The sequence below is a fragment of the Paracidovorax sp. genome, from assembly GCF_057642795.1.
This window is the reverse complement of record NZ_JBXYZY010000021.1, coordinates 430,550-457,477: the sequence shown is the minus strand read 5'-3', so window position 1 is coordinate 457,477 and position 26,928 is coordinate 430,550. Positions and strand designations below refer to the sequence as shown.

Annotated in this window: 25 protein-coding genes and 1 tRNA gene; 19 read left to right on the top strand and 7 right to left on the bottom strand. The window is 66.1% G+C overall.

The annotated features are described in order from the left end of the window. Complete coding sequence (locus tag AC3A84_RS08955) at positions 1-1,254, bottom strand: FAD-dependent oxidoreductase (protein WP_487969233.1); 1,254 nt, start codon at positions 1,252-1,254, stop codon at positions 1-3. Between the two features lie 283 nt (positions 1,255-1,537). Between AC3A84_RS08955 and rpsB the strand changes: the two genes are divergently transcribed. From rpsB to AC3A84_RS08875, 16 genes are all read left to right on the top strand, one after another. Next, positions 1,538-2,290, top strand: a complete 753-nt coding sequence (gene rpsB, locus AC3A84_RS08950) for a 30S ribosomal protein S2 (protein WP_288508789.1) — start codon at positions 1,538-1,540, stop codon at positions 2,288-2,290. Between the two features lie 106 nt (positions 2,291-2,396). Further along, a complete protein-coding gene (gene tsf, locus AC3A84_RS08945) occupies positions 2,397-3,323 on the top strand; it encodes a translation elongation factor Ts (RefSeq protein WP_092940142.1) in 927 nt (308 codons plus the stop codon). A gap of 59 nt (positions 3,324-3,382) precedes the next feature. Further along, positions 3,383-4,105, top strand: coding sequence for a UMP kinase (pyrH, locus tag AC3A84_RS08940; RefSeq protein ID WP_092940143.1), 723 nt, complete (start codon positions 3,383-3,385; stop codon positions 4,103-4,105). Positions 4,106-4,151: 46 nt separating this feature from the next. Continuing rightward, positions 4,152-4,712, top strand: a complete 561-nt coding sequence (frr, locus tag AC3A84_RS08935) for a ribosome recycling factor (RefSeq protein ID WP_487969232.1) — start codon at positions 4,152-4,154, stop codon at positions 4,710-4,712. A gap of 51 nt (positions 4,713-4,763) precedes the next feature. Next, the gene (gene uppS / locus AC3A84_RS08930) at positions 4,764-5,504 is read left to right on the top strand and encodes a polyprenyl diphosphate synthase (protein ID WP_487969231.1); all 741 of its coding nucleotides are present in this window, start codon (positions 4,764-4,766) and stop codon (positions 5,502-5,504) included. A 55-nt stretch (positions 5,505-5,559) separates the two neighbouring features. Continuing rightward, entirely contained in the window at positions 5,560-6,414 is an 855-nt protein-coding gene (locus tag AC3A84_RS08925; protein ID WP_487969230.1) for a phosphatidate cytidylyltransferase, read from the top strand. Beyond that, on the top strand, positions 6,411-7,595 hold the full coding sequence (gene ispC, locus AC3A84_RS08920; RefSeq protein WP_487969229.1) for a 1-deoxy-D-xylulose-5-phosphate reductoisomerase: 1,185 nt from the start codon (positions 6,411-6,413) through the stop codon (positions 7,593-7,595). Before AC3A84_RS08925 ends, ispC begins: the two co-directional genes overlap by 4 nt. 21 nt (positions 7,596-7,616) lie before the next feature. Further along, a complete protein-coding gene (gene rseP / locus AC3A84_RS08915) occupies positions 7,617-8,981 on the top strand; it encodes an RIP metalloprotease RseP (protein WP_487969228.1) in 1,365 nt (454 codons plus the stop codon). Between the two features lie 45 nt (positions 8,982-9,026). Further along, positions 9,027-11,324: an outer membrane protein assembly factor BamA gene (bamA, locus tag AC3A84_RS08910; RefSeq protein ID WP_487969227.1), complete on the top strand. Its 2,298-nt coding sequence runs from the start codon at positions 9,027-9,029 to the stop codon at positions 11,322-11,324. Continuing rightward, positions 11,324-11,860, top strand: a complete 537-nt coding sequence (locus tag AC3A84_RS08905) for an OmpH/Skp family outer membrane protein (protein WP_487969226.1) — start codon at positions 11,324-11,326, stop codon at positions 11,858-11,860. The genes bamA and AC3A84_RS08905 overlap by 1 nt, the downstream gene beginning before the upstream one ends. 27 nt (positions 11,861-11,887) lie before the next feature. Further along, the gene (gene lpxD / locus AC3A84_RS08900) at positions 11,888-12,877 is read left to right on the top strand and encodes a UDP-3-O-(3-hydroxymyristoyl)glucosamine N-acyltransferase (protein WP_487969225.1); all 990 of its coding nucleotides are present in this window, start codon (positions 11,888-11,890) and stop codon (positions 12,875-12,877) included. 12 nt (positions 12,878-12,889) lie between these two features. Continuing rightward, entirely contained in the window at positions 12,890-13,330 is a 441-nt protein-coding gene (gene fabZ, locus AC3A84_RS08895; RefSeq protein ID WP_092940152.1) for a 3-hydroxyacyl-ACP dehydratase FabZ, read from the top strand. Positions 13,331-13,350: 20 nt separating this feature from the next. Then, positions 13,351-14,139, top strand: a complete 789-nt coding sequence (gene lpxA, locus AC3A84_RS08890; protein WP_487969224.1) for an acyl-ACP--UDP-N-acetylglucosamine O-acyltransferase — start codon at positions 13,351-13,353, stop codon at positions 14,137-14,139. 16 nt (positions 14,140-14,155) lie between these two features. After that, positions 14,156-15,325, top strand: coding sequence for a lipid-A-disaccharide synthase (gene lpxB, locus AC3A84_RS08885; RefSeq protein WP_487969223.1), 1,170 nt, complete (start codon positions 14,156-14,158; stop codon positions 15,323-15,325). Continuing rightward, the gene (gene rnhB, locus AC3A84_RS08880) at positions 15,294-15,980 is read left to right on the top strand and encodes a ribonuclease HII (RefSeq protein ID WP_487969222.1); all 687 of its coding nucleotides are present in this window, start codon (positions 15,294-15,296) and stop codon (positions 15,978-15,980) included. The genes lpxB and rnhB overlap by 32 nt, the downstream gene beginning before the upstream one ends. An 87-nt stretch (positions 15,981-16,067) precedes the next feature. Then, positions 16,068-16,841 carry a TrmH family RNA methyltransferase gene (locus AC3A84_RS08875; protein ID WP_487969221.1) on the top strand — a complete coding sequence of 258 codons (774 nt, stop codon included), beginning with the start codon at positions 16,068-16,070 and terminating at the stop codon, positions 16,839-16,841. A 29-nt stretch (positions 16,842-16,870) separates the two neighbouring features. Here AC3A84_RS08875 and AC3A84_RS08870 read toward each other — a convergent pair whose 3' ends face one another. The 6 genes from AC3A84_RS08870 to AC3A84_RS08845 all read right to left on the bottom strand — a co-directional run bounded on the left by AC3A84_RS08870 (position 16,871) and on the right by AC3A84_RS08845 (position 24,038). Further along, the gene (locus AC3A84_RS08870; protein WP_487969220.1) at positions 16,871-17,677 is read right to left on the bottom strand and encodes a hypothetical protein; all 807 of its coding nucleotides are present in this window, start codon (positions 17,675-17,677) and stop codon (positions 16,871-16,873) included. Positions 17,678-17,887: 210 nt separating this feature from the next. After that, positions 17,888-17,963, bottom strand: a tRNA-Thr gene (locus tag AC3A84_RS08865). An 11-nt stretch (positions 17,964-17,974) separates the two neighbouring features. Continuing rightward, positions 17,975-18,982 carry a class 1 fructose-bisphosphatase gene (locus AC3A84_RS08860; protein WP_487969219.1) on the bottom strand — a complete coding sequence of 336 codons (1,008 nt, stop codon included), beginning with the start codon at positions 18,980-18,982 and terminating at the stop codon, positions 17,975-17,977. 72 nt (positions 18,983-19,054) lie between these two features. After that, positions 19,055-21,763: an aminopeptidase N gene (pepN, locus tag AC3A84_RS08855; RefSeq protein WP_487969338.1), complete on the bottom strand. Its 2,709-nt coding sequence runs from the start codon at positions 21,761-21,763 to the stop codon at positions 19,055-19,057. A 34-nt stretch (positions 21,764-21,797) separates the two neighbouring features. Continuing rightward, positions 21,798-22,902 (bottom strand): peptide chain release factor 2 gene (gene prfB / locus AC3A84_RS08850; protein WP_139222791.1). Its coding sequence is split into 2 segments (ribosomal slippage): positions 21,798-22,820 and positions 22,822-22,902, totalling 1,104 coding nucleotides; the frame shifts between segments, so codons are not numbered across the junction. Between the two features lie 179 nt (positions 22,903-23,081). Further along, positions 23,082-24,038: an alpha/beta fold hydrolase gene (locus AC3A84_RS08845; protein ID WP_487969218.1), complete on the bottom strand. Its 957-nt coding sequence runs from the start codon at positions 24,036-24,038 to the stop codon at positions 23,082-23,084. Between the two features lie 125 nt (positions 24,039-24,163). On the opposite strand from AC3A84_RS08845, the gene AC3A84_RS08840 reads away from it, so the two are divergent. From AC3A84_RS08840 to plsY, 3 genes are all read left to right on the top strand, one after another. Then, a complete protein-coding gene (locus AC3A84_RS08840; RefSeq protein ID WP_487969336.1) occupies positions 24,164-25,225 on the top strand; it encodes an aldo/keto reductase in 1,062 nt (353 codons plus the stop codon). A gap of 279 nt (positions 25,226-25,504) precedes the next feature. Further along, the gene (ybaK, locus tag AC3A84_RS08835; RefSeq protein ID WP_092939518.1) at positions 25,505-26,005 is read left to right on the top strand and encodes a Cys-tRNA(Pro) deacylase; all 501 of its coding nucleotides are present in this window, start codon (positions 25,505-25,507) and stop codon (positions 26,003-26,005) included. A 71-nt stretch (positions 26,006-26,076) separates the two neighbouring features. Next, the gene (gene plsY, locus AC3A84_RS08830; protein ID WP_487969217.1) at positions 26,077-26,706 is read left to right on the top strand and encodes a glycerol-3-phosphate 1-O-acyltransferase PlsY; all 630 of its coding nucleotides are present in this window, start codon (positions 26,077-26,079) and stop codon (positions 26,704-26,706) included. The last annotated feature ends 222 nt before the right edge of the window (positions 26,707-26,928 follow it).

Below are 26,928 nucleotides of genomic sequence, written 5' to 3'. Positions count from 1 at the left end.
TCAGAAGCGGCGCAGCGCCAGCGCCTGCACGTCGACGGCCGGCGCGCGCTGCGCCAGAAGGTCTGCCAGCACGCGGGCGCTGCCGCAGGCTTGAGCCCAGCCGGCTGCGCCGTGACCCGCGTTCATCCACACGCCCGGCACGCCGCTGGGGCCGAGCACCGGCGCTCCGTCAGGCAGCGTCGGCCGAGCGCCGCGCCAGACCTGCACCTGGGGCGATGAGAGTTGGGTTCCGCCCGGAAACCAGCCCGATAGCGTGTGGTAGAGCCGCTGCAGCGTCGGCTCGTGGTGGATGGCGCCGTGGCGGCCCAGCTCGGCCCCCCCGGATACGCGGACGCGCTGGCCCTGGCGCGTGATGGTCACGCGGTGCAGCGGGTCGATCACGGCACCCTGCGGCGCGTGGTATTCATCGCGCAGCGGTGCGCTGATCGAATAGCCATGCACTCCTCGCATGGGCAGTGGCACGCCCAAGGGGTGCAGCAGCCTGGCGCTCGCCATGCCTGCGCAGACGACGACGGCATCCCATCGGTGCAGCTCGCCTGCGGCGGCTCCGGCCATCCGCAGCCCGACGGGAGAACGCGTGATAGCGTCCACGCGTGAATGGAACTGAAAGCGTGCTCCCATCTCCTGGGCGGCGTGGCGCAGCATCTGGGCAAACAGGCGGCAGTTGCCGGCTTCGCCATCGGGCGCATGGAGCGCTCCGGCCAGCGGGACCTCGGCGCTCAGGCCGGGCTCGATCAGGCGAGCCGTATCGGCATCGACCAGGTTCACGGTGACGCCCGCATCCCGCAGCACCTGCAGGGCAGGCTGCATCAGCGAATCCGCTTCCTGCTCGGTGCGCAGCAGCACGAGCGTGCCGCGACTGCTTTCGGGGTCGAGTTCCATGTCGGCGGCGATCTGCCGCGTGCGCTCCAGGCTGTATTGGCCCAGCCGTGCCAGCGCGGCCAGCCGGTCGGGCGCCGCAGGGGAGCGGGCGGCTTTCCGCCATCGCCAGAGCCAGGCCAGCGCCGCCCGGCCGCCGCCTGCCAGCCGCAGCGTCGCGTTTGCGCCGAGCATCTGCCGGTAAAGCGGCCCGCCCATGCCGGGCACGGTCCAGGGTATGAGCAGGGAAGGGGCCAGCAGGCCGGGTGTGGCGAAGCTCGACTCTTCGGCGGCGGCGCTGCGTTGTTCGAAAACGGTGACGGAATGGCCGTCTCGGGCCAGTTCAAGGGCGGTGGCGGAGCCGACGATGCCGGCTCCGACGATGGCGATCTGCATAGGGACGCGATTATCCGCCGGGCCGCCTGTCTATGGGCGCCTTCAGCTATTGTTTTGGTAGTGGGGCAGGTGGGCCTGGCGTGGACCGCCGCGACGAGTGGGCCGTGGCGCTGTGCTAGAATCTCAGGGTTTTGCCGAGGATTGCGGGCCGATGGGGCCTGCTGCCAGAGGCAAGACGAATCGCAAACCAGTCCTCCCAAGGTGTCGCTCTTCCATGTGCCGTGCAGGCCGTGGGCGCGAATGTCGGGGCTGGATTTTAGACCTAACCTTTTGGAGTATTCCTATGTCCGTCACCATGCGCGAAATGCTGGAAGCCGGTGTCCACTTCGGTCACCAAACCCGTTTCTGGAACCCCAAGATGGCTCCGTACATCTTCGGCCATCGCAACAAGATCCACATCATCAACCTGGAAAAGTCGCTCCCGATGTTCCAGGAGGCGCAAAAGTTCGCCAAGCAACTGGCTGCCAACCGCGGCACGATCCTGATGGTCGGCACGAAGCGCCAAGCTCGCGAAATCCTCGCTACTGAAGCTCAGCGCGCAGGCGTGCCTTTCGTGGACCAGCGCTGGCTGGGCGGCATGCTGACCAACTTCAAGACCGTCAAGACCTCCATCAAGCGCCTGAAGGACATGAAGGCTCAGCTCGAAGGCGGCCTGGACAGCCTGAGCAAGAAGGAACAACTGACGTTCACCCGCGAAATCGAGAAGCTCGAGCGTGACATCGGCGGTATTCAAGACATGAACGCTCTGCCTGACGCCATCTTCGTCATCGACGTCGGCTTCCACAAGATCGCCATCGCAGAAGCCAAGAAGCTGGGCATCCCGCTGATCGGTGTGGTGGACTCCAACCACTCGCCCGAAGGCATCGACTACGTGATCCCCGGTAACGACGACTCGGCCAAGGCCGTGACGCTGTACGCCCGTGGCATCGCCGACGCCATCATCGAAGGCCGCGCCAACGCCGTGAACGACGTGGTCAAGGCTGTGGCGAAGGAAGGCTCGGATGAATTCGTGGAAGTGGAAGAAACCGCTGCCTAAGGTCCCGGCCGCGCGACGACGTCGCGAATGAAAGCGGGGCTTTTGTGAGCCCCCTTTTTTTTAGCCTTTTAGTCTGTAACGAACCGAACGAAACTGGAGAGAATCGATGGCTGCAATTACCGCAAGCATGGTCGCTGAACTGCGCGCGAAGACCGATGCCCCGATGATGGAATGCAAGAAGGCCCTGACTGAAGCCGACGGCGACCTGGCCAAGGCCGAAGAGCTGCTGCGCGTCAAGCTGGGCACCAAGGCCGGCAAGGCTGCCGCCCGCATCACCGCTGAAGGCGTGGTCGCCAGCTTCATCGACGGCACGACCGGTGGCCTGATCGAAGTCAACAGCGAAACCGACTTCGTCAGCAAGAACGACAGCTTCATCGGCCTGGCCAAGGCTGCCGCCGAACTGGTCGCCAAACACAACCCCGCCGACGTGGAAGCCCTGGGCGCGCTGCCCTACAGCCAGGACGGCTTCGGCCCCACGCTGGAAGAAGTGCGCAAGGGCCTGATCGGCAAGATCGGCGAGAACATGTCGTTCCGCCGCTTCAAGCACTTCTCGGGCGCCAAGCTGGCTTCCTACCTGCACGGCACGCGCATCGGCGTGGTCGTCGAGTTCGAAGGCGATGAAACCGCTGCCAAGGACGTGGCCATGCACATCGCCGCCATGAAGCCCGTGGCCCTGACCAGCGCCGACGTGCCTGCCGAGCTGATCGCCAAGGAGCGCGCCGTTGCCGAAGGCAAGGCTGACGAAGCCAACAAGGAACTGATCGCTGCCGGCAAGCCTGCGCAAAGCGCGGAAATCACCGCCAAGCGCATCGACGGCGCCGTTCAGAAGTACCTGAAGGAAGTCTCGCTGGCCGACCAGGTCTTCGTGAAGGCCGCTGACGGCAAGCAGACCGTGGCGCAGATGCTCAAGGCTGCCAACACCACGGTCAAGGGCTTCACCCTGTACGTCGTGGGCGAAGGCATCGAGAAGAAGGTGGACGATTTCGCAGCTGAAGTGGCTGCCCAGGTCGCTGCCGCCAAGTCCGCCGCCTGATCGGCGTTCCGGTTCCAACCCCCTTCCAGAAACCCGCATTGCCTCACGGAGAAACCCTCATGACCCTCGCCGCTCCAGCCCATAAGCGCATTCTGCTCAAGTTGTCTGGAGAGGCCCTCATGGGGGACGATGCTTTCGGCATCAACCGCGCCACCATCGTCCGCATGGTCGAAGAGATCGCTGAAGTCACCCGCATGGGTGTGCAGGTGGCGGTGGTGATCGGCGGGGGCAACATCTTCCGTGGGGTGGCAGGCGGCTCGGTCGGAATGGACCGGGCTACGGCCGACTACATGGGCATGCTGGCAACGGTCATGAATGCCCTGGCGCTGGCCGATGCCATGGACAAGCAAGGCCTCACGGCCCGCGTGATGTCCGCCATCGCGATCGAGCAGGTGGTCGAGCCCTACGTGCGCCCCAAGGCGCTGCAGTATCTGGAAGAGGGCAAGGTGGTGGTGTTCGCCGCCGGAACCGGCAACCCCTTCTTCACGACCGACACGGCCGCCGCGCTGCGCGGCGCCGAGATCGGTGCCGAGGTCGTTCTCAAGGCGACCAAGGTGGACGGCGTTTATACGGCCGACCCGATGAAAGACCCGTCCGCGACGCGCTACACGAAGCTGTCGTTCGACGAAGCCATGTCCCGCAATCTGGGCATCCTGGATGCGACGGCTTTCGCGCTGTGCCGCGACCAGAAGCTGCCCATCCGCGTCTTCTCCATCGTCAAGCACGGCGCCCTGAAGCGCGTCGTCATGGGTGAAGACGAAGGCACGCTGGTGTACGCTTGAAGACCGGCTCCGCACTGCGCGTGCGGGCCCATGCAAGGAACACAACATGACCATCGCCGACATCAAGAAGAACATGGAAGCCAAGATGGACCAGTCCATCTCGGCCTTCAAGAACAATCTCTCCAAGATTCGCACCGGCCGCGCCAATCCAGCGCTGCTCGACTCGGTGCAGGTCGAGTATTACGGCTCGTTCGTGCCACTGTCGCAGGTGGCCAACGTGTCGCTCATCGATTCGCGCACCATCAGCGTCCAGCCCTGGGAAAAGGGGATGGGCGCCAAGATCGAGAAGGCCATCCGCGAAAGCGACCTGGGCCTGAACCCGGCGTCCATGGGCGACCTGATCCGTGTGCCCATGCCCCCCATGAGCGAAGAGCGCCGCAAGGAAATGACCAAGCTGGTGCGCAATGAGGGCGAGAGCGCCAAGGTGGCCGTGCGCAACCTGCGCCGCGACGCCAACGAAGGCGTGAAGAAGCTGGTCAAGGACAAGCTGGCCTCGGAAGACGAGCAAAAACGCTCGGAAACCGACATCCAGAAGGTCACCGACAAGCACATCGCAGAAATCGATTCCCTGGTCGCCGCCAAGGAACAGGAAATCATGGCGGTCTGACCGACCGCTTCGATGCGATTCGCCCGTTCTTTGAGTAGGGACGTTGATTCCATGCCTTCACCTTCGGCCGCCGTCCCCGCGCATATCGCGATCGTGATGGACGGCAACGGTCGCTGGGCTACGCGCCGATTCCTGCCCCGTCTCGCCGGGCATCGGCAGGGCGTGGAATCGCTGCGCCGTTGCGCCCGAGCCTGCGTCGATCGCGGCGTGGCCGTACTCACCGTGTTCGCCTTCTCGTCCGAGAACTGGAACCGCCCGGTCGACGAGGTCTCTGGCTTGCTGGATCTCACCGGCCGTGCGCTCGCGCGCGAAGTCCCGCACCTGCTCAAGGATGGGGTGCGCGTGCACTTCGTGGGCAATAAGGGAGCGCTGTCTGAAAAGGTGCGCCAGAGCCTGAGCGCCGCGGAGTCCGCCACGGCCCACAATACGCGCCTGATCATGAACGTGTGCTTCAACTACGGTGGGCGCTGGGACATCGCGCAGGCTGCCGCCACGCTGGCGGCGCGGGGTGAGGCCATCACCGAAGCCAGCCTGCACACGACCATGGGGTTGGCCCACGTGCCGGATCCGGATCTCGTCATCCGCACGGGGGGTGAGATGCGCATCAGCAACTTCCTGCTTTGGCAGGCGGCCTATTCCGAGTTGTACTTCAGCGATCGCCTTTGGCCCGACTTTGATGAAGAGGCGCTGGACGAGGCGATCGCCGCCTTCAATCAACGGGAGCGACGATTCGGGCGGACTTCCGCGCAGGTCGTTGGGGCCAATGCGCAGGCCGGCGTGCTGGGCGGGTGAGCCTTCGAGCGCTCCTCCGACAGATCTTCTCTTCACCCACATTCAAGGGCCTTCCATGCTCAAACAGCGTGTCATCACGGCCTTGGTACTGCTGGCCATTCTGCTGCCGGCCTTGTTCTATCCGTCTTCCGTTCCGTTCACCGTGGTCGTGCTTGCGCTGATGGGCGCCGGTGCCTGGGAGTGGGCGAGGCTTAATGGCATCCACGGCGCTGGCGCCTTGGGGCTGGGCGCCGTCTGCGTGGCGATGTGCGGCCTGACCTGGGCATCGGGCGGGCTGTTGCAGCCTCATCCCTGGCTCTGGGCCATCGGCGGCGCGGCATGGGTGCTGGGCTCGGCCTGGCTGCTGCATGCCGGCGTGGCCGGCTGGCCGCGCGTGCCGCGTGCCCTGCGCCTCGTGGGCGGCCTGCTCGCCCTCTGGATGGCCTGGGTGGCGGTGGTGCAGGCCCGCATGGCGGGCATCAATTTCCTGATGTCCATCCTGATGTTGGTCTGGGTGGCCGACATCTTTGCGTATTTCGCCGGCCGCACCTTCGGCCTGCGCTTCACGCGGCGCAAGCTCGCGCCCGCCATCAGTCCCGGCAAGAGCTGGGAAGGGGCCTGGGGCGGCATGGCCGGCGTGCTGGTGCTGGCCTTCGCCTGGGTGGCGGCCGATGCCCGCTTCCAGGCTGCTGTGCCCAGCCTCTATACCCGCCTGGCCGCGCCCGGCTGGTGGATGCTACTGATCGGCGCACTTTTCATGGCGGCCATGAGTGTGGTCGGTGATCTGGTGGAGTCGCTCATCAAGCGCAGCGCTGGCGTCAAGGACAGCAGCGCGCTGCTGCCGGGTCACGGCGGCGTACTCGACCGAGTAGATGCGCTGCTGCCCACGCTGCCTTTGGCCATGATGCTTTCTCACTTTGCTTTTGCATGAAACAACGCCTCACCGTTCTGGGATCGACGGGCTCCATCGGTACCAGTACGCTCGACGTGGTGGCCCGGCACCCGGACCGCTACGAAGTCTTCGCCCTGAGCGCTGCCACGCAGGTGGAGCAGATGCTGGCGCAGTGCGCGCGCTACCAGCCCCGCTTTGCCGTGATGGCCAGCGCCGAGCACGCCCGCCTGCTGGCCGACAAGTTGCAGGCCAATGGGCTGTCCACGCAGGTGATTCAAGCGCCTGATGCTCTTGAAACGATAGCATCCCATGCCGAGGTCGATCTCGTCATGGCGGCGATCGTGGGTGCGGCAGGGCTGGCCCCGTGCCTGGCCGCCGCGCGCGCGGGCAAGCGCCTGCTGCTGGCCAACAAGGAAGCGCTGGTGGTGGGCGGCGAGGTGTTCATGTCCGCAGTTAAGGCCGGCGGCGCCACCTTGCTGCCCATCGACAGCGAGCATTCGGCCATCTTCCAGAGTCTTCCGGAAGACGCATCCACCTGGGCGCGCCGTATCGACCACGTGCTGTTGACTGCCTCCGGCGGCCCGTTCCGAGCGCGAGAGCCGGGCACGCTGCGAGGTGTCACGCCCGAAGAGGCATGCGCACACCCCAATTTCTCGATGGGGCGCAAGATCTCGGTCGATTCGGCCACCATGATGAACAAGGCCCTCGAAGTGATCGAGGCGCGATGGCTCTTTGATCTGGCGCCCGAGCAGATCAAGGTCGTCATCCATCCGCAGCAGATCATCCACTCGATGGTGCAGTTCGTCGATGCATCCATCATCGCCCAGCTGGGGACGCCCGACATGCGTGTGCCCATCGCCTGCGGCCTGGCCTGGCCCGAACGAATCGAAAGCGGCGCGGCCCGGCTGGACTTCGCTGCGCTGGCAGGGCTCACCTTCGAAGAAGCCGATGCCGTCCGCTTCCCCGGCCTGCACCTTTCCTGGCAGGCGCTGCGTTCGGTCCCCGGCACCACCGCCGTGCTGAACGCCGCCAACGAGGTGGCCGTGGAGGCTTTTCTGAGCCGTCGCATCCGCTTCGACCAGATCCATCAGCTCAACCTTGCAACTTTGGAGGCGGTGGTGCCCTCCAAGCCGGATTCGCTCGAAGCCCTGATGGCCCTGGATGCCCAGGCCCGCGGCGCTGCTCGCCTAGTGGCCGAGCGGCTGGCTCCGTCCCTCTGACTTTCGTTGGACAACATTCACATGCTGTTGACCTTGGTGGCTTTCGTCGTTGCGCTGGGACTGCTGATCGCAGTGCATGAATACGGCCACTACCGCGTCGCCGTGGCCTGCGGCGTCAAGGTGCTGCGCTTTTCCATCGGCTTTGGCAAGCCGTTGGTGCGCTGGCAGCCCAAGGGCTCATCCACGGAATTCGTGATCGGCGCCATTCCGCTGGGTGGCTACGTGCGCATGCTCGACGAGCGCGAGGCGCCCGTGCCGGAGGACGAGCGTCACCTGGCGTTCAATAACCAGCCCCTGCGTTCCCGCGCGGCCATCGTTGCCGCCGGTCCGATGGCCAATCTTCTGCTGGCCACGGCGCTTTATGCCGCCGTCAGCTGGCTGGGCGTGCAGGAGCCGAAAGCCTATCTGGCCAGCCCGGTGGCCGGCTCCGTGGCCGAGCGTGCCGGCCTGCAGGGCGGCGACCTGGTGCTGAGCGGTGCGCTGGATGGCGATGAGGCCGAGCCCGTGCGCTCCTTCGAAGACCTGCGCTGGCTGCTCACGCGTAGCGCCCTGGATGGCAACAATCTCCGGCTCGAAGTGCAGCCTGCATCGGGCACGGCTGCTCGTCAGTATGTGTTGGAACTGGCGCAGCTGGGGAGCCGCGAGGCCGATGCACAACTGTTCCGCAAGATCGGCATCATCGGGCCCTGGACGCGTCCCGTGCTGGGTGGCGTGATGCCCGGCGGCGCGGCCGAGCGGGCCGGTCTGCGCGAAGGCGACGTGGTGCAGCAGGTCGGCTCGGTGCCGGTGGTGGACGGCCAGCAGTTGCGCGACCTCATCCGGGCCTCCGTGCGCGATGCGCAGCCGCTGAAGCAGGGCTGGCGCATCGAACGCGGCGGCCAGTCGATGACGGTGCAGGTCACACCTGAAGTGCATCTGGACGGTGGGGTGCCCATCGGCCGCATCGCGGCCTACGTGGGAGCGCCGCCCCAGCTCGTTACCGTGCGCAGCGGTCCGTTCGAAGGGCTCTGGAAGGGCGTCACCCGCACTTGGGAGGTCTCGATGCTCACGCTCAAGATGATGGGGCGCATGGTGATCGGAGAGGCCTCTCTGAAGAACCTCAGCGGGCCGCTCACCATCGCCGATTACGCGGGTCGCTCCGCCAGCCTGGGACTGACCCAGTACCTGGCCTTCCTGGCGCTGATCAGCGTCAGCCTGGGCGTGCTGAACCTGCTGCCGCTGCCCGTCCTCGATGGGGGGCACCTGATGTATTATCTTTGGGAAGGCTTGACGGGCAAGGGCGTATCGGAAGCCTGGATGGATCGCCTGCAGCGCGGCGGTGTCGCAGTGCTGCTCCTGATGATGTCCATTGCCTTTTTCAACGATGTCACCCGCCTGTTTGGCTAACTTCCTGCCGCACCTGTCACGCAGCATCGGCTTCAGCTTCTTTTCATGAAAAAACACATCAATCGCATGGGCGTGCGCAGAGCGGTGGCCGTGGCCGCCATGATCCTGTCCGTCAACGCCGCCTGGGCGCTGGAACCCTTCAAGGTGCAGGACATCCGCGTCGAGGGCCTGCAGCGCGTGGAGCCCGGGACGATCTTCGCCTCGCTGCCATTGCGCGTGGGCGACGACTACAACGACGAGAAGGGGGCCGCCGCGATCCGTGCGTTGTTCGCCCTGGGCCTGTTCAAGGATGTGCGCCTGGAGGCTTCCGGCAACGTGCTGGTGGTGGTCGTGGAAGAGCGCCCCACCATCGCCGATGTCGAATTCGTCGGCACCAAGGAGTTCGACAAGGACACCCTCAAGAAGGCCATGCGCGACGTGGGCCTGGCCGAAGGCCGGCCTTACGACAAGGCCCTGGCCGATCGCGCCGAGCAGGAGCTCAAGCGCCAGTACCTGAACAAGAGCCTCTACGGCGTCGATGTGGTCACCACGCTCACGCCCATCGAGCGCAACCGCGTGAACCTCACCTTCACGGTGACTGAAGGCGAACCTGCGAAGATCAAGGACATCCGCATCGTCGGCGCCAAGGCGTTCAGCGAATCCACGCTCAAGGGACTGTTTGACCAGGACACCGGTGGCTGGCTCAGCTGGTACACCAAGTCCGATCGCTACTCGCGCGCCAAGCTCAATGCTGACCTCGAAACCCTGCGCTCGTACTACCTGTCGCGTGGCTACCTCGAATTTCGCATCGAATCCACGCAGGTCGCCATCTCGCCCGACAAGCAGGACATCACCATCACGATCAACGTGAACGAGGGTCAGAAATACGTGGTCTCCGGTGTCAAGCTGGAAGGCAACTACCTGGACCGCGACGACGAGTTCAAGTCGCTGGTCACCATCCGCCCGGGCGAGCCCTACAACGCGGATACGGTGGCTGAAACCACGAAGGCCTTCACAGACCACTTCGCCAACTTCGGCTTTGCGTTCGCGCGTGTCGAAGCAGTCCCCGAGATCGACCGTGAGAATAACCGCGTGGCCCTGGTGGTACGGGCCGAGCCGTCACGTCGCGCCTATGTGCGCCGCATCAACGTGAGCGGCAACAACCGTACTCGCGACGAAGTGATCCGCCGAGAGTTCCGCCAGTACGAGGCCTCCTGGTATGACGGCGACAAGATCAAGCTCTCGCGCGACCGGGTGGACCGGCTTGGCTATTTCACCGAAGTGAACGTCGAAACGCAGGAAGTGCCCGGCGCACCTGATCAGGTCGATCTGGTGATCAACGTGGCCGAGAAGCCCACGGGCTCCCTGCAACTGGGCGCAGGCTTTTCCAGCGCCGAGAAGATTTCGCTGTCGTTCAGCATCAAGCAGGAAAACGTCTTCGGCTCCGGCAATTACCTGGGCGTGGATGTCAACACCAGCAAGTACCGCCGGACCCTGGTTTTCAGCACCACCGACCCTTACTTCACCAAGGATGGTGTCTCGCGCACCCTGGATCTGTACTACCGAACCGACAAGCCCTATGAAGACCAGGGTGGCAACTACAAGCTGGTGACGGCGGGTACGAGCGTGCGTTTCGGTATCCCATTCAGCGAGACCGACACCGTGTTCTTCGGCGGCGGTTTGGAGCGGACCGAGATCAAGGCTGGCACCAACATTCCAGCCGCCTACCTGGCCTATTCGGACACTTACGGCGCCACCAGTTACGCCGTGCCGCTCACCGTCGGCTGGTCGCGCGACGACCGCGACAGTGCCCTGGCACCCAATTCGGGCCGCTATCAGCGCTTGAACTCCGACTGGTCGGTGGCGGGAGATGCCCGCTACGTCCGCGCCAACTACCAGGTGCAGCAGTACCTGCCGTTGAACAAGAAGTTCACTATCGCGCTGAATGGCGAACTGGGCTGGGGTTCCGGCCTGAACGGCCGCCCGTTCCCCGTGTTCAAGAACTATTATTCCGGCGGCCTGGGCTCCGTGCGTGGTTTCGACCAGGGCACGCTGGGCCCGCGCGACGTGACTGGCGCCTCTCTGGGCGGCCCCAAGAAGGTCACCTTGAACGCCGAGTTCATCGCACCATTCCCCGGCGCGGGCAACGACCGGACGCTGCGCGTCTTCACCTTCGTGGATGCGGGCAACGTCTACGGCGAAAACGACAAGGTGGATTTCGGCCAGATGCGGGTCTCCACTGGCCTGGGTCTGAGCTGGATCTCTCCGCTTGGTCCGCTGCGCCTCGCCTATGCACAGCCGGTGCGCAAGTTCGCCGGCGATAGAATCCAGAAACTGCAATTCCAGATCGGAACGTCTTTCTAATGAAATCTCTTTCCCGCCATATTCCTCTGGTCCTTCTGCTGGGCACGCTGTCCGCTGCAGTGCCAGCCCATGCCGACGATTTCAAGGCCGGGTTCGTGAACACCGACCGTATCTTCCGCGAGGCCAATACCGCCAAGGCGGCACAGACCAAGCTCGAGCAGGAGTTCTCCCGCCGCGAAAAGGACCTCGTTGATCAAGGCAACGCGCTGAAGGCCGCGACCGAGAAGTTCGAGCGCGATGCGCCCACGATGGCCGAGAGCCAGCGTACCGCTCGCCAGCGCCAGCTGGTTGATCAGGACCGCGACTTCCAGCGCAAGCGCCGCGAGTTCCAGGAAGACCTGAGCTCGCGCAAGAACGAGGAACTCAGCCAGGTGCTGGAGCGCGCCAACCGCGTGGTCAAGCAGGTTGCGGAAGCCGAAAAGTACGACGTGATTCTGCAAGAGGCCGTGTACATCAACCCCAAGTTCGACATCACCGACAAGGTGATCAAGGCTCTGAATGCCTCTTCGACTGGCAATGGTGCTGCGACCAAGTAACTCGGCCTGCCGGGCGGGTTTCCGCCCGTGAGCCTGACGCTTGGAAGCATCGTCGATGCGCTGGGCGGGACACTGGAAGCAGCCGATCGCGGGGTGGAAATCCTGCGTATCGCGCCGCTCGACTCTGCGGGGCCGGGCGATCTCTCTTTCCTGAACAACCCGCGATACCAGCCGCAACTGGCCGCCTCCCGGGCGGCCTGTGTCATTGTGGCTCCTGCCATGCGGGAAGCTGCCTTGTCGCGCGGCGCGTGCATCGTGACCGACGAGCCCTACGTGTATTTCGCCCGGGTGACACAGCTCTGGAAGCGTGCTCACGCCCAGCCGCTGCAGCAGGAGGGGGGTATCCATCCCTCCGCGGTGGTGGACGAAGCGGCCGAGGTGCATCCTTCCGCCACCATCGGCCCGCTGTGCGTGGTCGAGCGCGGTGCGATCATTGGTGCGCAGACGGTGCTGAAGTCGCGGGTGACGGTGGGCGAGGGCTGCCACATCGGTGAGCGCTGCCTGATCCATCCCGGTGTCGTGATCGGCGCGGATGGCTTCGGGTTTGCCCCGCAGCGCGGCCAGTGGGTCAAGATCGAGCAGCTGGGGGCGGTGCGCATCGGCGACGATGTGGAAATCGGCGCCAACACCTGCATCGACCGCGGTGCGCTGGAAGACACGGTGATCGAAGAGGGCGTCAAGCTCGACAACCTGATCCAGATCGCGCACAACGTGCGCATCGGGCGGCATACGGCCATGGCCGGGTGTTCGGGTGTGGCGGGCAGCACGACCATCGGCGCGTATTGCACGATTGGCGGGGCGGCCTCGATCCTGGGACACCTGGAACTGGCCGACCACGTGCATGTGTCCACCAATACGGTGGTCACCCATTCGCTCACACGGCCCGGCCATTACACCGGCGTGTACCCGATGGACGAAAATGCCAAGTGGGAAAAGAACGCGGCCACGCTTCGCAATTTGCACTCGCTGCGCGAACGTATCAAGGCCCTGGAAAAACAAACTCGAAAGGACGGCTAGGCCGTTCCAGCAATGATGGACATTCACCAAATTCTCAAGCTCCTGCCCCACCGTTATCCGTTTCTTCTGGTGGACCGGGTGGTCGAGCTCGAACGGGGCAAGCGCATTCGTGCGCTCAAGAACGTGACCATCAACGAGCCCTTCTTCACGGGGCATTTCCCAGCGCGCCCGGTCATGCCTGGCGTGCTGATCCTTGAAGCGCTGGCCCAGGCGGCCGGCCTGCTGTCGTTCGACATGATGGGCGAGGCGCCCGGCGACGACAAGGTGTTCTACTTCGTCGGCATCGACGGCGCGCGATTCAAGCGGCCCGTGGAGCCCGGCGACCAGCTTCTGCTGGATGTCGATCTCGACCGTATCAAGGGCGGCATCTACAAGTTCAAGGGCGTGGCCCGCGTGGGCGACAGCGTGGCTTGCGAAGCTGAGATCATGTGCACGATGCGTTCCGTCGTCTGACGTGCTGAGGCGACGCGTACGTGAGCAACATCCATTCCACAGCCATCGTCGATCCGGCGGCGTGCATCGATGAGTCCGTAAGCATCGGGCCGTATGCGGTCGTCGGGCCGCACGTCTCGATCGCGGCGGGGACCTCGGTGGGCCCGCATTGCGTGATCGAAGGCCGCACGACCATCGGGCGCGATAACCGGATCTTCCAGTTCGCCTCGCTGGGTGCGGCACCGCAGGACAAGAAATACGCTGGCGAGCCCACGGAACTGGTCATCGGCGATCGCAACACCATCCGCGAGTTCTGCACGTTCAACACCGGCACGACGCAGGACCGTTCGGTGACCGCCGTCGGCGACGACAACTGGATCATGGCCTACGTGCATATCGCGCACGACTGTGTGGTGGGCAACCACACGGTGCTGGCCAACAACGCGACGCTTGCCGGCCACGTGACCGTGGGCGACCACGCCATCATTGGAGGCCTCACAGGCATCCACCAGTTCACCCATGTCGGCGCCCATGTGATGGCCGGCTTCGCCAGCCATATCTCGCAGGACGTGCCGCCCTTCATGATGGTGGACGGCAATCCGCTTGCCGTGCGGGGGCTCAACGTGGAGGGCTTGCGCCGGCGCGGCTTCTCGCCTGAGCGCATCGTAGCGATCAAGCAGGCGCACCGCTTGCTGTACCGCCAAGGTCTGACACTCGACGCCGCCCTGAAGGCACTGGAGGCCTTGCCGTCAGAGCACCCGGAAGCCGCGGGCGACATGGCCCTGCTGCGGGACTTCATCGCATCCTCGACGCGCGGCATTGCGCGCTGACGAGGTGCGCGCAGCCATGCAAGACACCGCCCCGCGTATCGCGATGGTGGCCGGGGAGACATCCGGCGACCTGCTGGCCGGACTGCTGCTGGACGGGCTGCGCGAGAAGTGGCCCGGCCTCGCCGCCCACGGCATCGGTGGTCCGCAGATGCAGCGGCGAGGCTTCGAAGCCTGGTGGCCCAGCGAACGGCTGGCCGTCCACGGCTACAGCATCGAGCTGGTGCGCAAGTTGCTGGGCATTCTGGCGATCCGCAAGCAGCTGCGCCAGCGCCTGCAGGCGCCCGGTGCGCGCCCCGATGTGTTCATCGGAGTCGATGCGCCCGACTTCAACCTGGGGCTCGAAGCCGCCCTGCGCGAAGGCGGCGTGAAGACGGTGCATTTCGTCTGCCCGTCGATCTGGGCATGGCGGGCCGATCGCGTGGAGAAGATCCGCCGCAGCGCCGACCATGTGCTATGCATCTTCCCGTTCGAGCCCGAACTGCTGGCCCGCCACGGCATCGCCGCGACCTACGTGGGACACCCGCTTGCCAACGTGATCCCGATGGAGCCCGACCGCCTGGCCGCTCGCGCCCAACTGGGCCTGGCGGCGCACGACGAAGTTTTGGCCGTGCTGCCGGGCAGCCGCTCGGCCGAGGTGGCCTACATCGCAAAGCCCTTCTTTCAGGCGGCAGCCCAGCTTCTGCGCACACGGCCTGCTATCAAGATCGTAGTGCCAGCCGTGCCGGCCCTGCATGCGCGCATTGAGGCCATCGCCCGCGAATGCGGCGTGGCTGATGCGGTGCAGATCGTCGCCGGGCAGTCGCACACCGTGCTGGCCGCCTGCGACTGCACCCTGATCGCGAGCGGCACGGCCACGCTGGAGGCCGCACTCTTCAAGCGCCCCATGGTCATCGGCTACCACATGCACCCGATCAGCTGGCGCCTGATGCGCCGCAAGCAGCTGCAGCCCTGGGTGGGCCTGCCCAACATCCTGTGCCGCGACTTCGTCGTGCCAGAACTGTTGCAGGATGCCGCGACGCCCGAAGCGCTGGCCGCCGCCTTGCAGCGCTGGCTGGATGCGCCGGCTCAGGAGCCCGCCGTATTGCGGTCGCTGCAGCAGCGTTTCACCGCGCTGCACGAAAGCCTGCGCCGAGACACCCCCCGATTGGCCGCCGATGCGATCCAGAAAATCCTTGCCGCTGCTTGAGCAGTGCGCTTTGCCGTGGCACCCGCCGGGCCTCGTCGCTGGCGTGGATGAGGCGGGCCGCGGCCCGCTGGCAGGGCCCGTGGTGGCGGCGGCGGTCATCCTGGATGAGCTCAACCCGATCGCCGGGTTGGCCGACTCCAAAGTCCTTACCGCCGCGCGCCGGGAGGCGCTCTACGACGAAATCCGTGCCAAAGCGCTGTGCTGCAGCGTAGCTGAGGCCAGCGTCGATGAGATCGATGCCATCAACATCCTGCAGGCCACCATGCTCGCCATGCGCCGTGCCGTCCAGGGCCTGCGCCTGCGGCCTGTGCTGGTGCTGGTGGATGGCAACCGCATCCCGCCGCTGGACGTCCCTGCCGAGGCCATCGTCAAGGGCGATGCCCTGGTGCAGGCCATTTCGGCGGCCTCAATCCTGGCCAAAGTGGAGCGCGACCGCTGGTGCGCGCGGCTCCACGAACGCTATCCGCAGTACGGCTTCGCGGCGCACAAGGGCTATGGCACGGCCGAGCACATGGAGGCATTGCGGGCGCATGGCGTCTGCGCGGAGCACCGCCGTTCGTTCGCGCCCGTGGCGCGGACGCTGGCAGCTTCCGCCGACCGCATCGCCCCGCAGGCGCCGGCACAGCCGCCTTGCGCACAGCCGGCGCACGCATGACTCTGTTGACCGCCGACCTGGCTCTTGGCTCCGTCGGCAGTCCTTTCCGGATGCCAGCCCGCTTCTTCGACTGATTCTCTCCATCGCATGACCGCTCCGCTGATTCCCATCCGTTCCCGCGACAACGCCTTCGTCAAGGATTTGCGGCGCCTGGCGCAGGACAGCACGGCCTACCGCAAGCAGGGCCGCATCTGGCTGGAGGGGGACCACCTCTGCCGCGCGGCGCTGGAGCGGGGGCAACGGCCGGCCATCGCGGTCTTCGCGGAGTCTTTCTGGCCTGCAGCCCAACATGAATATGGGCAGAATGCTATAAAAAACGTAGTGATAGACGATGCCCTGTGGGCCGATGTCAGCGGGCTGGAATCGCCCGCGCGCATGGGCTTTGTGCTGGAACTGCCTCCAGCGCAGGCCTTGCAGGCGGGCCTCTCCACAGTGGTGCTGGACCGGCTGCAGGATGCCGGCAATGTGGGCTCCATCCTGCGCAGCGCCTCCGCCTTCGGCTTCGGGCAGATCGCTGCGCTCAAGGGGACGGCGGCGCTCTGGAGCGCCAAGGTGCTGCGGGCCGGCATGGGCGCGCATTTCGCGCTGCGGCTGGTCGAAGGGCTGGAGCCGGCCGACATCGACACGCTGGAGCTGCCGCTGCTGGCGACCAGCTCGCACCAGGGCAGTTATCTGCACCAGGCGGCGCTGCCCTGGCCCTGCGGCTGGATCATGGGCCACGAAGGGCAGGGCGTTTCCGCCGCGCTGCAGGAGCGGGCCACACAGCACATCCGCATCGTGCAGCCGGGAGGGGAGGAGTCGCTGAACGTCGGTGCCGCCGCTGCCATCTGCCTGCATGCCAGCGCCGCTGCGCGCCACTGACGGCAGCCGCGATTGCCCCGGGTGGGCGCTTATTGGTTGCGCAGGAACTGCTGCACGAATTCGCCCTGATTGGGCGCGTCTTCCTGCGTGGTGAAGAGCAGTTGCCGGCCTTCGGCGCGCAGTTTCAGCTCGGGACCGAAGCGGCAGCTGATCTGGCCCAGGTCGGCCGCCTTGGTCTTGAAGGCGGGTGTGGCGTTGCACATGGAGCCCAGTTGTGAGGCCACTTCGCCGCAGTAGCCCGCGATGCTCAGGGTCTTGAACTGCTGCTCCGAGATCGACGACCAGTCCACCGTGGTCTTCACCTGGCTGCCGCAGGATTCGCTGGCGGTTTCGTCCTTGCGCTGCAGCGCGGCCTTGGCCTGGGCGATGCTCTTGTCCTTGTCAAAGCGGGCCAGCAGGTTCTGCACACCCTCGCGGTTCTGCTGCTCGTAGGTGGCCAGCAGGGTAGCGGGCTGCAGCGCTTTGCTCTTCTTTTCGTCGTAGCTCAGCGCGATGCCGTCGCGCTGCCCGGGCAGATAGGTCAGGGTCTGGTCGCCGCCGTAGGCGCCGCGCTGCTTCTGCACCAGCGTGTAGGGGCGGCCATCCAGTGGAGTGACGAAGGCTTCCGCCCCGTTGCCGCGCTGCTCGCGCTGCGTGAGCAGGACCACTGCGTCGATGGGGTGGTTCACGCCGGTCACCCGCACCAGCGCCTCCTTGCCGTCGCGGCTCGGGGCGAGGGCCACTTCCAGGCCCTGCGGGCCACTGAATACCTGCGGATATTTGGCCAGCTCGAACGCCGAAGCGCCGCACGAAACGAATGCCGCGCAGCTCAGCGCAACGGAAGCCTTGATGAACATGCGAATCCAACTCCTCTACGGCATCCCGAAGGACGATGCCGGAAGTCTAGCCGGATGCAGGACGACCATTTGTAGGAGGTGTGAGTCCGTGATTCGATATCACGTTGGTGCGCAGCGCGAAGAGCGGCGCCGGTGGCTGCAGAGGCACCCCAGGGGCCGCAACCGCCCATGAAAAAAGCCCTGACTCTTGCGAATCAGGGCTTTTTTGACTGGTGCCGGAGAGATGAATCGAACACCCGACCTTCTCATTACGAATGAGCTGCTCTACCGACTGAGCTACACCGGCGAAGACTTGAATTATATACCGGAATGGTAGCTCGTCACGCGTTCCACTTCATTTTTTGAGCCCAGGATGACGCTGACGCGCTGGTGCAACTGGGTGGGCTGGATGTCGAGGATGCGTTGGCGGCCGTCGGTCGCGGCACCGCCGGCCTGCTCGATCAACCAGCTCATGGGGTTGGCTTCGTACATCAGGCGCAGCTTGCCGGGCTTGTTGGGCTCGCGCTTGTCCCAGGGGTAGAGGAACACGCCACCGCGCGTCAGGATGCGGTGCACATCGGCCACCATGCTGGCGATCCAGCGCATGTTGAAGTCCTTGCCGCGCGGGCCGTCGGTGCCCTCCAGGCATTCGTCGATATAGCGCTTGACCGGGGTGTCCCAGTGGCGCATGTTGCTCATGTTGATCGCGAATTCCTTGGTGTCGGCAGGGATCTTCACGTTCTCTTCGACCAGCACGAAGGAGCCTTGCTCGCGGTCCAGCGTAAACATGGCCACACCGTCGCCCACGGTCAGCACCAGCGTGGTTTGCGGGCCGTAGATGCAGTAGCCCGCGGCCACCTGCTTGGTGCCGGCCTGCAGGAAGTCCTCGGTGGTCACGCCAGGGTGGCCTTCGGGTTTCTTCAGCACGCTGAAGATGGTGCCGATGCTGACGTTCACGTCGATGTTGGAGGAGCCGTCCAGGGGGTCGAACAGCAGCAGGTATTCACCCTGCGGGTAGCGGTTGGGCACCACATAGATGCTGTCCATCTCTTCGGAGGCCATGGCCGCCAGGTGGCCGCCCCATTCGTTGGCTTCGATCAGTACTTCGTTGGCGATGATGTCCAGCTTCTTCTGGACTTCGCCCTGTACGTTCTCGCTGCTGGCCGAGCCGAGCACGCCGCCCAGCGCGCCCTTGTTCACGGCATGGCTGATGTGCTTGCAGGCGCGGGCCACCACCTCCAGCAGCAGCCGCAGCTGCGAGGGGATGAGGCCATCGACGCGCTGCTGCTCGACGAGGTAGCGGGTCAGGCTGATTTTCTGGGCCATGAAAAAGACTCTTTCGTAGCGTGGGTGGTGTGAAAGAAGGACAGGCTTGTGTGCTGCGGCGGGGCGGGGCGCTCAGTCGGCCAGCGCCCGCGTGACGACTTCGCGCACGTCGTTGGAGAGCGCCGGGCGGGCGGCCACGCGCTCGATCGCCTGGCGGGCGGCCGAACGGTAGGGCTCGGCCAGCTTGCTCCAGCGGTCCAGGCTGCGGGCCAGGCGTGCCGCGACCTGCGGGTTGATGGCGTCGAGCTCCAGCACGCGGTCGGCCCAGAAGGCGTAGCCCGCGCCGTCGGCGCGGTGGAAGCCGCCGGGGTTGGCGTTGCAGTAGCTGAAGATCATGCTGCGGGCGCGGTTGGGGTTCTTCAGGCTGAAGTCGGGGTGGGCGAGCAGGGCCTTGGCGGTGGCCAGCGCCTGGCCGCCGCGATCGGGTGCGCTGGCCTGCAGGGCGAACCATTTGTCGAGCACCAGGGCTTCAGCCTTGAACATGGCGTGGAAACGCGCCAGCGCCTGTTCGGCCAGCGGCTGGCCGCTCACGACCAGCGCGCTCAGGGCGTTGAAGCGGTCGGTCATGTTGCCGGCGTCCTTGAAGCGCTGGTAGGCGCGGCCGGGCCAGACGGTGTCGCCCGATTCGCGCGCTGCCACGCACAGCATGGAGAGGGCCATGCCGGCGAGCGCGCGGCGGCCGGACGAGAGCGCGTCGGGCCGGTAGGCACCGGTGTCGTGGTGCTGCTCCCAGGCGGCTTCCCATTCGGGGCGCAGGGCGGTGGCCAGCTGCGTGCGCAGGGCCTCGCGCACTGCGTGGATGCGCTGCGGGTCCACCACGTCCAGCTGCTCGGCGATGTAGCCCTCGGAGGGCAGCGCCAGCACCAGTTCCTTGAACGCCGCGTCCAGCGTCGGGTGACGCAGCACGTCGCGCATGGCAGTGATGAAGCTTTCGGGCAGCAGATCGGGGGCGATCGAGGCCACAGCGCCCGTATCGCCTGCGCCTTCTGCTATGGCATTGATAGCAATGCGCAACGCCAGGCGCTGGCCGGCTTCCCAGCGGTTGAAGGCGTCGGTGTCGTGCGCCAGCAGGGCCAGGAGCTCGTCGTCGGTGTAGTCGATGTCGAGGTGCACCGGTGCGCTGAAGCCGCGCAGGAGCGAAGGCACGGGTGCGGAGTCGATGTTGACGAAGGTGTAGCTGTGGCTGGGCTCGGTCAACACCACGGTGCGGTCGGTGGCACCCGTGGTGGCTTCGCCTTCGAGCTGCAGCGCGATCGGCTGGCCGTTCGCATCCAGCAGGCCCAGCGCGACGGGGATGACCATCGGCAGCTTCTCGGTCTGGCCGGGCGTGGGCGCGAGGGATTGGCTCAGCGTGAGGCGGTAGCTGCGAGCGGCCGCGTCGTAGGCGCCCACGGCGCGCACGCGCGGCGTGCCGGCCTGGGAATACCAGCGCTTGAACTGGGGCAGCAGGCGGGCGAGGTCGCTCTCGGGGTTGGCGTCGGCGATGGCCTGGGCGAAGTCGTCGCAGGTGACGGCCTGGCCGTCATGGCGCTCGAAGTAGAGCTTCATGCCCTTGGCGAAGCCTTCGCGGCCCACCAGGGTGTGCTGCATGCGCACCACTTCCGCACCCTTTTCGTAGATGGTGACGGTGTAGAAGTTGTTGATCTCAACGTAGCTGTCGGGCCGCACCGGGTGGGCCATGGGGCCGGCGTCTTCGGGGAACTGCACGGTGCGCAGCACGCGCACGTCCTCGATGCGCTTGACGGCGCGCGCGGACGGGCTGCCGGCCAGGTCCAGGCTGAATTCCTGGTCGCGGAAGACGGTGAGGCCTTCCTTCAGCGAGAGCTGGAACCAGTCGCGGCAGGTGACGCGGTTGCCGGTCCAGTTGTGGAAGTACTCGTGGCCGACCACCGATTCGATGTTGGCGAAGTCCACGTCGGTGGCGGTGGACTGGCTGGCCAGAACGTACTTCGTGTTGAAGATGTTCAGGCCCTTGTTCTCCATGGCGCCCATGTTGAAGTCGCTGGTGGCGACGATCATGAAGCGTTCCAGGTCCAGCGGCAGGCCGAAGCGGGCTTCGTCCCAGGCGATGCTGGCCATGAGCGAGTTCATCGCGTGCTCGGTCTTTTCCAGGTCGCCCGGGCGCACGTAGATCTGCAGCAGGTGGTCGGTGCCGCTGCGGGCGCGGATGCGCTGCTCGCGCGCCACCAGCTTGCCGGCCACCAATGCGAACAGGTAGCAGGGCTTCTTGTGCGGATCGTTCCAGCGCGCGAAGTGGCGGCCGTCTTCCAGTTCGCCCTGCTCGATCAGGTTGCCGTTGGACAGCAGCACCGGGTACTGGGCCTTGTCGGCGCGCAGCAGCACGGTGTAGCTGGCCATCACGTCGGGCCGGTCGAGGAAATAGGTGATGCGGCGGAAGCCCTCGGCCTCGCACTGCGTGAAGAACGTGCCCTGGCTCACGTAGAGGCCGGACAGCTGCGTGTTCTTGGCCGGGCAGCAGGTGGTGAAGATCTCCAGCTCGAAGGGCGCATCGCCTTCGGGCAGGTTCTCCAGCACCAGGCAGCTGCCTTCCATCTTGAACGACGTGCCGGCGCCGTTGACCAGCACGCGAGCCAGGTTCAGCTCGTCGCCGTGCAGGCGCAGCGGCGCGGCGGGCACGCCGCTGTTGCGGCGCACGCGCATCTTGTTGAGGACACGGGTCTTGGCCGGGTCCAGGTCGAACGTGAGATCCACGGCGTCGATCCAGTACGCCGGGGCGGCGTAGTCGGCACGGTGGATGGCGGTGGCTTGTCCTTCTCGCATCATGGCTTGGGGCTTTCCGGGCGTGTTGGAGGGGTTACACGCCCTGCTTGAGGGAGGCTTCGATGAAGGCGTCGAGATCACCGTCCAGCACCTTCTGGGTGGCGGAGATTTCGACGTTGGTGCGCAGGTCCTTGATACGGCTGTTGTCCAGCACGTAGCTGCGGATCTGGTGGCCCCAGCCCACATCGGTCTTGGTGTCTTCCAGCTTCTGTTGCTCTTCCATGCGCTTGCGCATCTCGAAGTCGTAGAGGCGCGAGCGCAGGCGTTGCCAGGCGACGTCGCGGTTGCTGTGCTGGCTGCGGCCGTCCTGGCACTGCACGACGATGCCGGTCGGGATGTGCGTGAGGCGCACGGCCGAATCCGTCTTGTTGATGTGCTGGCCGCCCGCGCCGGAGGCGCGGTAGGTGTCGGTGCGCACGTCGGCCGGGTTGATGTTGATCTCGATGGAGTCGTCGATCTCGGGATAGACGAACAGCGAGGCGAACGAGGTGTGGCGGCCGCCCGAGGAGTCGAACGGGCTCTTGCGCACCAGGCGGTGCACGCCGGTTTCGGTGCGCAGCAGGCCATAGGCGTATTCGCCCTCGATCTTGATCGTGGCGCTCTTGATGCCGGCCACGTCGCCCGGGGTCTCTTCTTCCACCGTGGCCTTGAAGCCCTTGCGTTCGGCGTACTTCAGGTACTGACGCAGCAGCATGCTGGCCCAGTCGCAGGCCTCGGTACCGCCGGCGCCGGCCTGGATATCGACGAAGCAGTTGAGCGGGTCGGCCTCGTTGCTGAACATGCGGCGGAATTCCAGCTCTTCGATGAGCGGGCGCAGCTTGGCGGTTTCGGCCTCGATGGTCTCCAGGCCTGCTTCGTCGCCTTCTTCCTTGCTCATGTCATAGAGCTCGGTGTTGTCGGCCAGCTCGCGGGTGAGCTTGTCCAGGGTGACGACCACGCTGGAGAGCGACTTCTGTTCCTTGCCGAGTTCCTGGGCCTTCTTGGGATCGTTCCAGACGGCCGGGTCTTCCAGCGAGGCGTTTACCGTGCGCAGGCGTTCGAATTTGGCATCGAAGTCAAAGATACCTCCGTAACTCTTGCGTGCGCAGAGCCAGGTCTTGGAGGGTGGTGCCGATGAGGTTGATACGTTCTGCGTCCATGGTGCGGGTGTCCTGTGTTCTTGGTGAATGTCAGCGTAACCGGCGATTTTCTCACGGGCGGGGTCCGGCCGGGCCAATGCCCCGGCCCGGCGCTGGCCGCCGCGGCGGCGTGGCGGCGATGCATCGAAAAGTGTAGCGACCAGCCCAGGCGGGGCGCGGGCTGCGGTGCCTTGGTGCTGCTAGGTCTGTGGCGCTTCCGCCGAGAGGAATTCCTCGATCAGCGCGGCGACGGCCCGTGGCTGGTCGTGGTGCAGCATGTGGCCCGCGTCCTGCACCAGGGCCGTGCGGCAGTCGCGCACGCGCAGCAGGCGCTCGTGGTAGTCGGCCAGGGTGTACTGCCCCTTGAACCACATGCCCAGGCTGTCGTCGCTGGCCTCCACGGCCAGGGTGGGGGCCACGATGCGCTCGTAGAGCGCCAGGGTCTCGTCGGCGCGGTAGATGTGGGGGCGCACGATCTTGTGGGCCGCATCGCCCAGGATGCGCCAGCGGCCGTCGGTGCCGGGCCGGGCCCATTGGCGGGCGAGCCAGGCGGCCTTGCCCTGCGCCAGGCGCGGGTTGGTCTTCATGAGCCGCTGGGCGACGCCTTCGGCGCTGTCGTAGCTCTTCAGGTCCTTTTCGCCGCGCTCGTACTGGGCCAGCTCGTCCAGCCATTGCGCGTAGCGGTCGGGTGCCTTGGCGGCGGGCACGTCGGGCATGCCGAAGCCTTCGAGGTTGACCAGGCGCCGGATGCGCGAGGGGCGGGCGCCCGCATAGGTCATGGCCACGTTGCCGCCCATGCTGTGGCCCACGAGATCGACGGCCTGGCCGGGGGCGTAGTGGTCCAGCAGGCGTTCCAGGTCGCCCAGGTAGTCGGCCATCTGGTAGTGGTCGCAGGGGGCGGGGGGCATGGTCAGGCCGAAGCCGCGCCAGTCGGGCGCGATGATGCGGCGGCCTTCGGCGAAGGCGCTGGAGAACGCATCCACCACGAACTGGTAGGAGGCACCCACGTCCATCCAGCCGTGGACCAGCACCAGCAGGGGCCGGTCTGCATGGCTGCCGCCGCCATCGCCCCTGTCTTCGCCCCAGAGGCGTACGTGGTAGTCGAGGTTGCGCAGGGCGATCGTTTCGGTGCGGCAGGGGCGGGCGGGCTGGTACATGGGCGGGGATTATTCCGGAACGCGCCCTGCGCACTGGCTCGCGGGCGACAGCCCCTCTTCTGCAGACCTCGCAGGCGGCCCGTAAACTGCGCCGCTTGTCCGTCCAAGAAAGCCTTCTTTTCATGATGAACACCGTTCCGCTGGGCCAGAGCGATCTGCGCGTCACCCCCATCTGCCTGGGCACCATGACCTTCGGCGAGCAGGTGGCCGAAGCCGATGCCCACGCCATCCTCGACCGCGCGCTGGAGCGCGGCGTCAACTTCATCGACACGGCCGAGATGTATGCCGTGCCCGCCCGCGCCGAGACCTTTGGCGCCACCGAAGCCATCATCGGCCGCTGGTTCGCCCAGCGCCCCGGCGCCCGCGCCAAGGTGGTGCTGGCGACCAAGGTGGCCGGCCCCTCGCGCGGCATGCCCTGGGTGCGCGAAGGCCAGGGGATGACGGCGGCCGACATCGTGGCCTCGTGCGACGCCAGCCTCCAGCGCCTGCAGACCGACGTGATCGACCTCTACCAGATCCACTGGCCCGAGCGGCACGTGCCGGCCTTCGGCGCGCTGTATTACGACCCGGCCAAGGAAACGTCGAAGACGCCGATCCGCGAGCAGCTCGACGCGCTGGCCGGGCTGGTCCAGGCGGGCAAGGTGCGCCACATCGGCCTGTCGAACGAGACGCCCTGGGGCGTGCATGAATTCGTGCGCCTGGCCGAAGCCCACGGCCTGCCGCGCGTGGCCACGGTGCAGAACCCGTACTGCCTCGTCAACCGCAGCTGGGACAACGGCATGGACGAAAGCTGCCACCGGCTGGACGTGTCGCTGCTGGCCTATTCGCCGCTGGCCTTCGGCCTGCTGACGGGCAAGTTCGACCAGCATGCGCCGACCGACGCCGGCGCGCCGCAGGGTGCCCGCATCGCCCGCTACGAATCGGTGCGCAAGCAGCGCTGGGGCCGGCCCGAGTCGCTGGCCGCCGCCCGCCGCTACAACCAGCTGGCGCGCGACCATGGCCTCACGCCGACGCAGCTGGCGCTGGCCTTTTGCTATCGCAGCTGGCGCGTGGCCAGCACCATCATCGGCGTGACCTCGATGGCGCAGCTGGACGAGGACCTGGACGCCTGGAACACGCAGCTGTCCCCCGAGTTGCTGGCGGCCATCGACGCCATCCGCTGGGAGCTGCGCGACCCGGCGCAGTGATTGGGGGCATCCCCCTGAGGCGCTGCGCGCCTTCCCCCTTCTCTCGAATCGCTGCGCGATTCGGGAAGGGGGACAACGCCGGTGGACGGGCGCAGCCCGATCCACGGCGTTCGCTGGCGTGGCCTGCTCCGCGGCCTTCTGATTCTTTGGGAGGCGAGTGCGGCTGGCGGTGCCAGCAGTGCCATCGGCGTTGGCCGGGATCGCCCGCGCTCTGATCTTTGGGTGAAAATGGCCGCGGGCGCTTGTGGATCAAGCGCATAACGCTATCATTTCTGAAGTATGGCCAAGAAAGACAAGACCGCGCATGTGAGCGAGACGCCGGCCACGCAGCTGCTGCGTGCGCACAAGGTGGCGTTCACGGAGCATCCCTACGAGTACGTGGAGCATGGCGGCACGGCCGAGTCGGCGCGGCAGCTGGGGCTCGATGAGCATGCGGTGGTCAAGACCCTGGTGATGCAGGACCAGGATGCGAAGCCGCTGATCGTGCTGATGCACGGCGACTGCAAGGTGTCCACCAAGAACCTGGCGCGGCAGATCGGAGCGAAGTCGGTCGAGCCCTGCAAGCCCGAGGTCGCCCACCGCCACAGCGGCTATCTGGTGGGCGGCACCTCGCCGTTCGGTACGCGGCGCGAGATGCCGATCTATATCGAGGAGACCATCCTGGCGCTGCCGCGCATCGCCATCAACGGCGGGCGGCGGGGTTTCCTGGTGCAGCTCGATCCGCAGGTGTGCGTCGAACTGCTGGGCGCGCGGCCCGTGCAGTGCGCGCTGGCAGAATAGCCAGCCTTCCGGCGGCCGGCCGTGGCCGGCCGCACGCCGATGACGATTCCTCCCTTCTCCGAGACAAGACCTTGACCGCCCTGTACCCGCTCCTTGCCACCGTTGCCGCCTATCTGCTGGGCTCGCTGTCCTTCGCCGTGATCGTCAGCCGCGTCATGGGTCTGAACGATCCGCGCACCTATGGCAGCAAGAACCCCGGCGCCACCAACGTGCTGCGCTCGGGCAGCAAGGCGGCTGCCGTCGTCACGCTGCTGTTCGATGCGCTCAAGGGCTGGCTGCCCGTGGTGCTGGTGCGCTGGTTCGGCCAGCCCTATGGCATGGAAGAGGGGACGCAGGCGCTGGTGGGACTGGCGGCGTTCCTGGGCCACCTGTGGCCGGTGTTCTTCCGCTTCCAGGGCGGCAAGGGCGTGGCCACGGCGCTGGGCGTGCTGCTGGGCGTGAGCGGCTGGCTGGGCCTGGCCACGCTGCTGACCTGGATCATCATCGCCTTCTTATTCCGTTATTCGTCGCTGGCCTCGCTGGTGTCGGCAGTGTTTGCGCCGGCCTACTACGTGCTGGGTGGCGGCGTGGCCTGGGACGGCGATGCGCGCATCGGCGTGTCGATCGCCGCCATGTCGGCACTGCTGGTCTGGCGGCATCGCGAGAACATCCAGCGCCTGATGGCCGGCACCGAGTCGCGCCTGGGCTCGCGCAAGAAGTAGCCGTTCCTTCGGGGGCGAGGGGAACCTCGCGTCGGTCAGGCCGTAGCCGGGGCGTGTCCGCTGGCGCATGAGCGCGGAATCCTTCATGACGCGCTCGGCGAGGCCATGGTCGGCATTCATCGACCTTTCACGGCCCGTCTCCTGGCCTTCTCGTTCTTCAAGGCAGGTGCGCCAGGCGTCGGTGGCCATCCCCGCATTCCTTCTCACGGAAGCCGGGGGCGC

What these genes read in the sequence shown, in the direction of transcription:
- AC3A84_RS08955 (WP_487969233.1), bottom strand. Translation starts at nt 1,254, where the DNA reads ATGCAGATCGCCATCGTCGGAGCCGGCATCGTCGGCTCCGCCACCGCC.
- rpsB (WP_288508789.1), top strand. Translation starts at nt 1,538, where the DNA reads ATGTCCGTCACCATGCGCGAAATGCTGGAAGCCGGTGTCCACTTCGGT.
- tsf (WP_092940142.1), top strand. Translation starts at nt 2,397, where the DNA reads ATGGCTGCAATTACCGCAAGCATGGTCGCTGAACTGCGCGCGAAGACC.
- pyrH (WP_092940143.1), top strand. Translation starts at nt 3,383, where the DNA reads ATGACCCTCGCCGCTCCAGCCCATAAGCGCATTCTGCTCAAGTTGTCT.
- frr (WP_487969232.1), top strand. Translation starts at nt 4,152, where the DNA reads ATGACCATCGCCGACATCAAGAAGAACATGGAAGCCAAGATGGACCAG.
- uppS (WP_487969231.1), top strand. Translation starts at nt 4,764, where the DNA reads ATGCCTTCACCTTCGGCCGCCGTCCCCGCGCATATCGCGATCGTGATG.
- AC3A84_RS08925 (WP_487969230.1), top strand. Translation starts at nt 5,560, where the DNA reads ATGCTCAAACAGCGTGTCATCACGGCCTTGGTACTGCTGGCCATTCTG.
- ispC (WP_487969229.1), top strand. Translation starts at nt 6,411, where the DNA reads ATGAAACAACGCCTCACCGTTCTGGGATCGACGGGCTCCATCGGTACC.
- rseP (WP_487969228.1), top strand. Translation starts at nt 7,617, where the DNA reads ATGCTGTTGACCTTGGTGGCTTTCGTCGTTGCGCTGGGACTGCTGATC.
- bamA (WP_487969227.1), top strand. Translation starts at nt 9,027, where the DNA reads ATGAAAAAACACATCAATCGCATGGGCGTGCGCAGAGCGGTGGCCGTG.
- AC3A84_RS08905 (WP_487969226.1), top strand. Translation starts at nt 11,324, where the DNA reads ATGAAATCTCTTTCCCGCCATATTCCTCTGGTCCTTCTGCTGGGCACG.
- fabZ (WP_092940152.1), top strand. Translation starts at nt 12,890, where the DNA reads ATGATGGACATTCACCAAATTCTCAAGCTCCTGCCCCACCGTTATCCG.
- lpxB (WP_487969223.1), top strand. Translation starts at nt 14,156, where the DNA reads ATGCAAGACACCGCCCCGCGTATCGCGATGGTGGCCGGGGAGACATCC.
- rnhB (WP_487969222.1), top strand. Translation starts at nt 15,294, where the DNA reads ATGCGATCCAGAAAATCCTTGCCGCTGCTTGAGCAGTGCGCTTTGCCG.
- AC3A84_RS08875 (WP_487969221.1), top strand. Translation starts at nt 16,068, where the DNA reads ATGACCGCTCCGCTGATTCCCATCCGTTCCCGCGACAACGCCTTCGTC.
- AC3A84_RS08870 (WP_487969220.1), bottom strand. Translation starts at nt 17,677, where the DNA reads ATGTTCATCAAGGCTTCCGTTGCGCTGAGCTGCGCGGCATTCGTTTCG.
- AC3A84_RS08860 (WP_487969219.1), bottom strand. Translation starts at nt 18,982, where the DNA reads ATGGCCCAGAAAATCAGCCTGACCCGCTACCTCGTCGAGCAGCAGCGC.
- pepN (WP_487969338.1), bottom strand. Translation starts at nt 21,763, where the DNA reads ATGCGAGAAGGACAAGCCACCGCCATCCACCGTGCCGACTACGCCGCC.
- AC3A84_RS08845 (WP_487969218.1), bottom strand. Translation starts at nt 24,038, where the DNA reads ATGTACCAGCCCGCCCGCCCCTGCCGCACCGAAACGATCGCCCTGCGC.
- AC3A84_RS08840 (WP_487969336.1), top strand. Translation starts at nt 24,164, where the DNA reads ATGAACACCGTTCCGCTGGGCCAGAGCGATCTGCGCGTCACCCCCATC.
- ybaK (WP_092939518.1), top strand. Translation starts at nt 25,505, where the DNA reads ATGGCCAAGAAAGACAAGACCGCGCATGTGAGCGAGACGCCGGCCACG.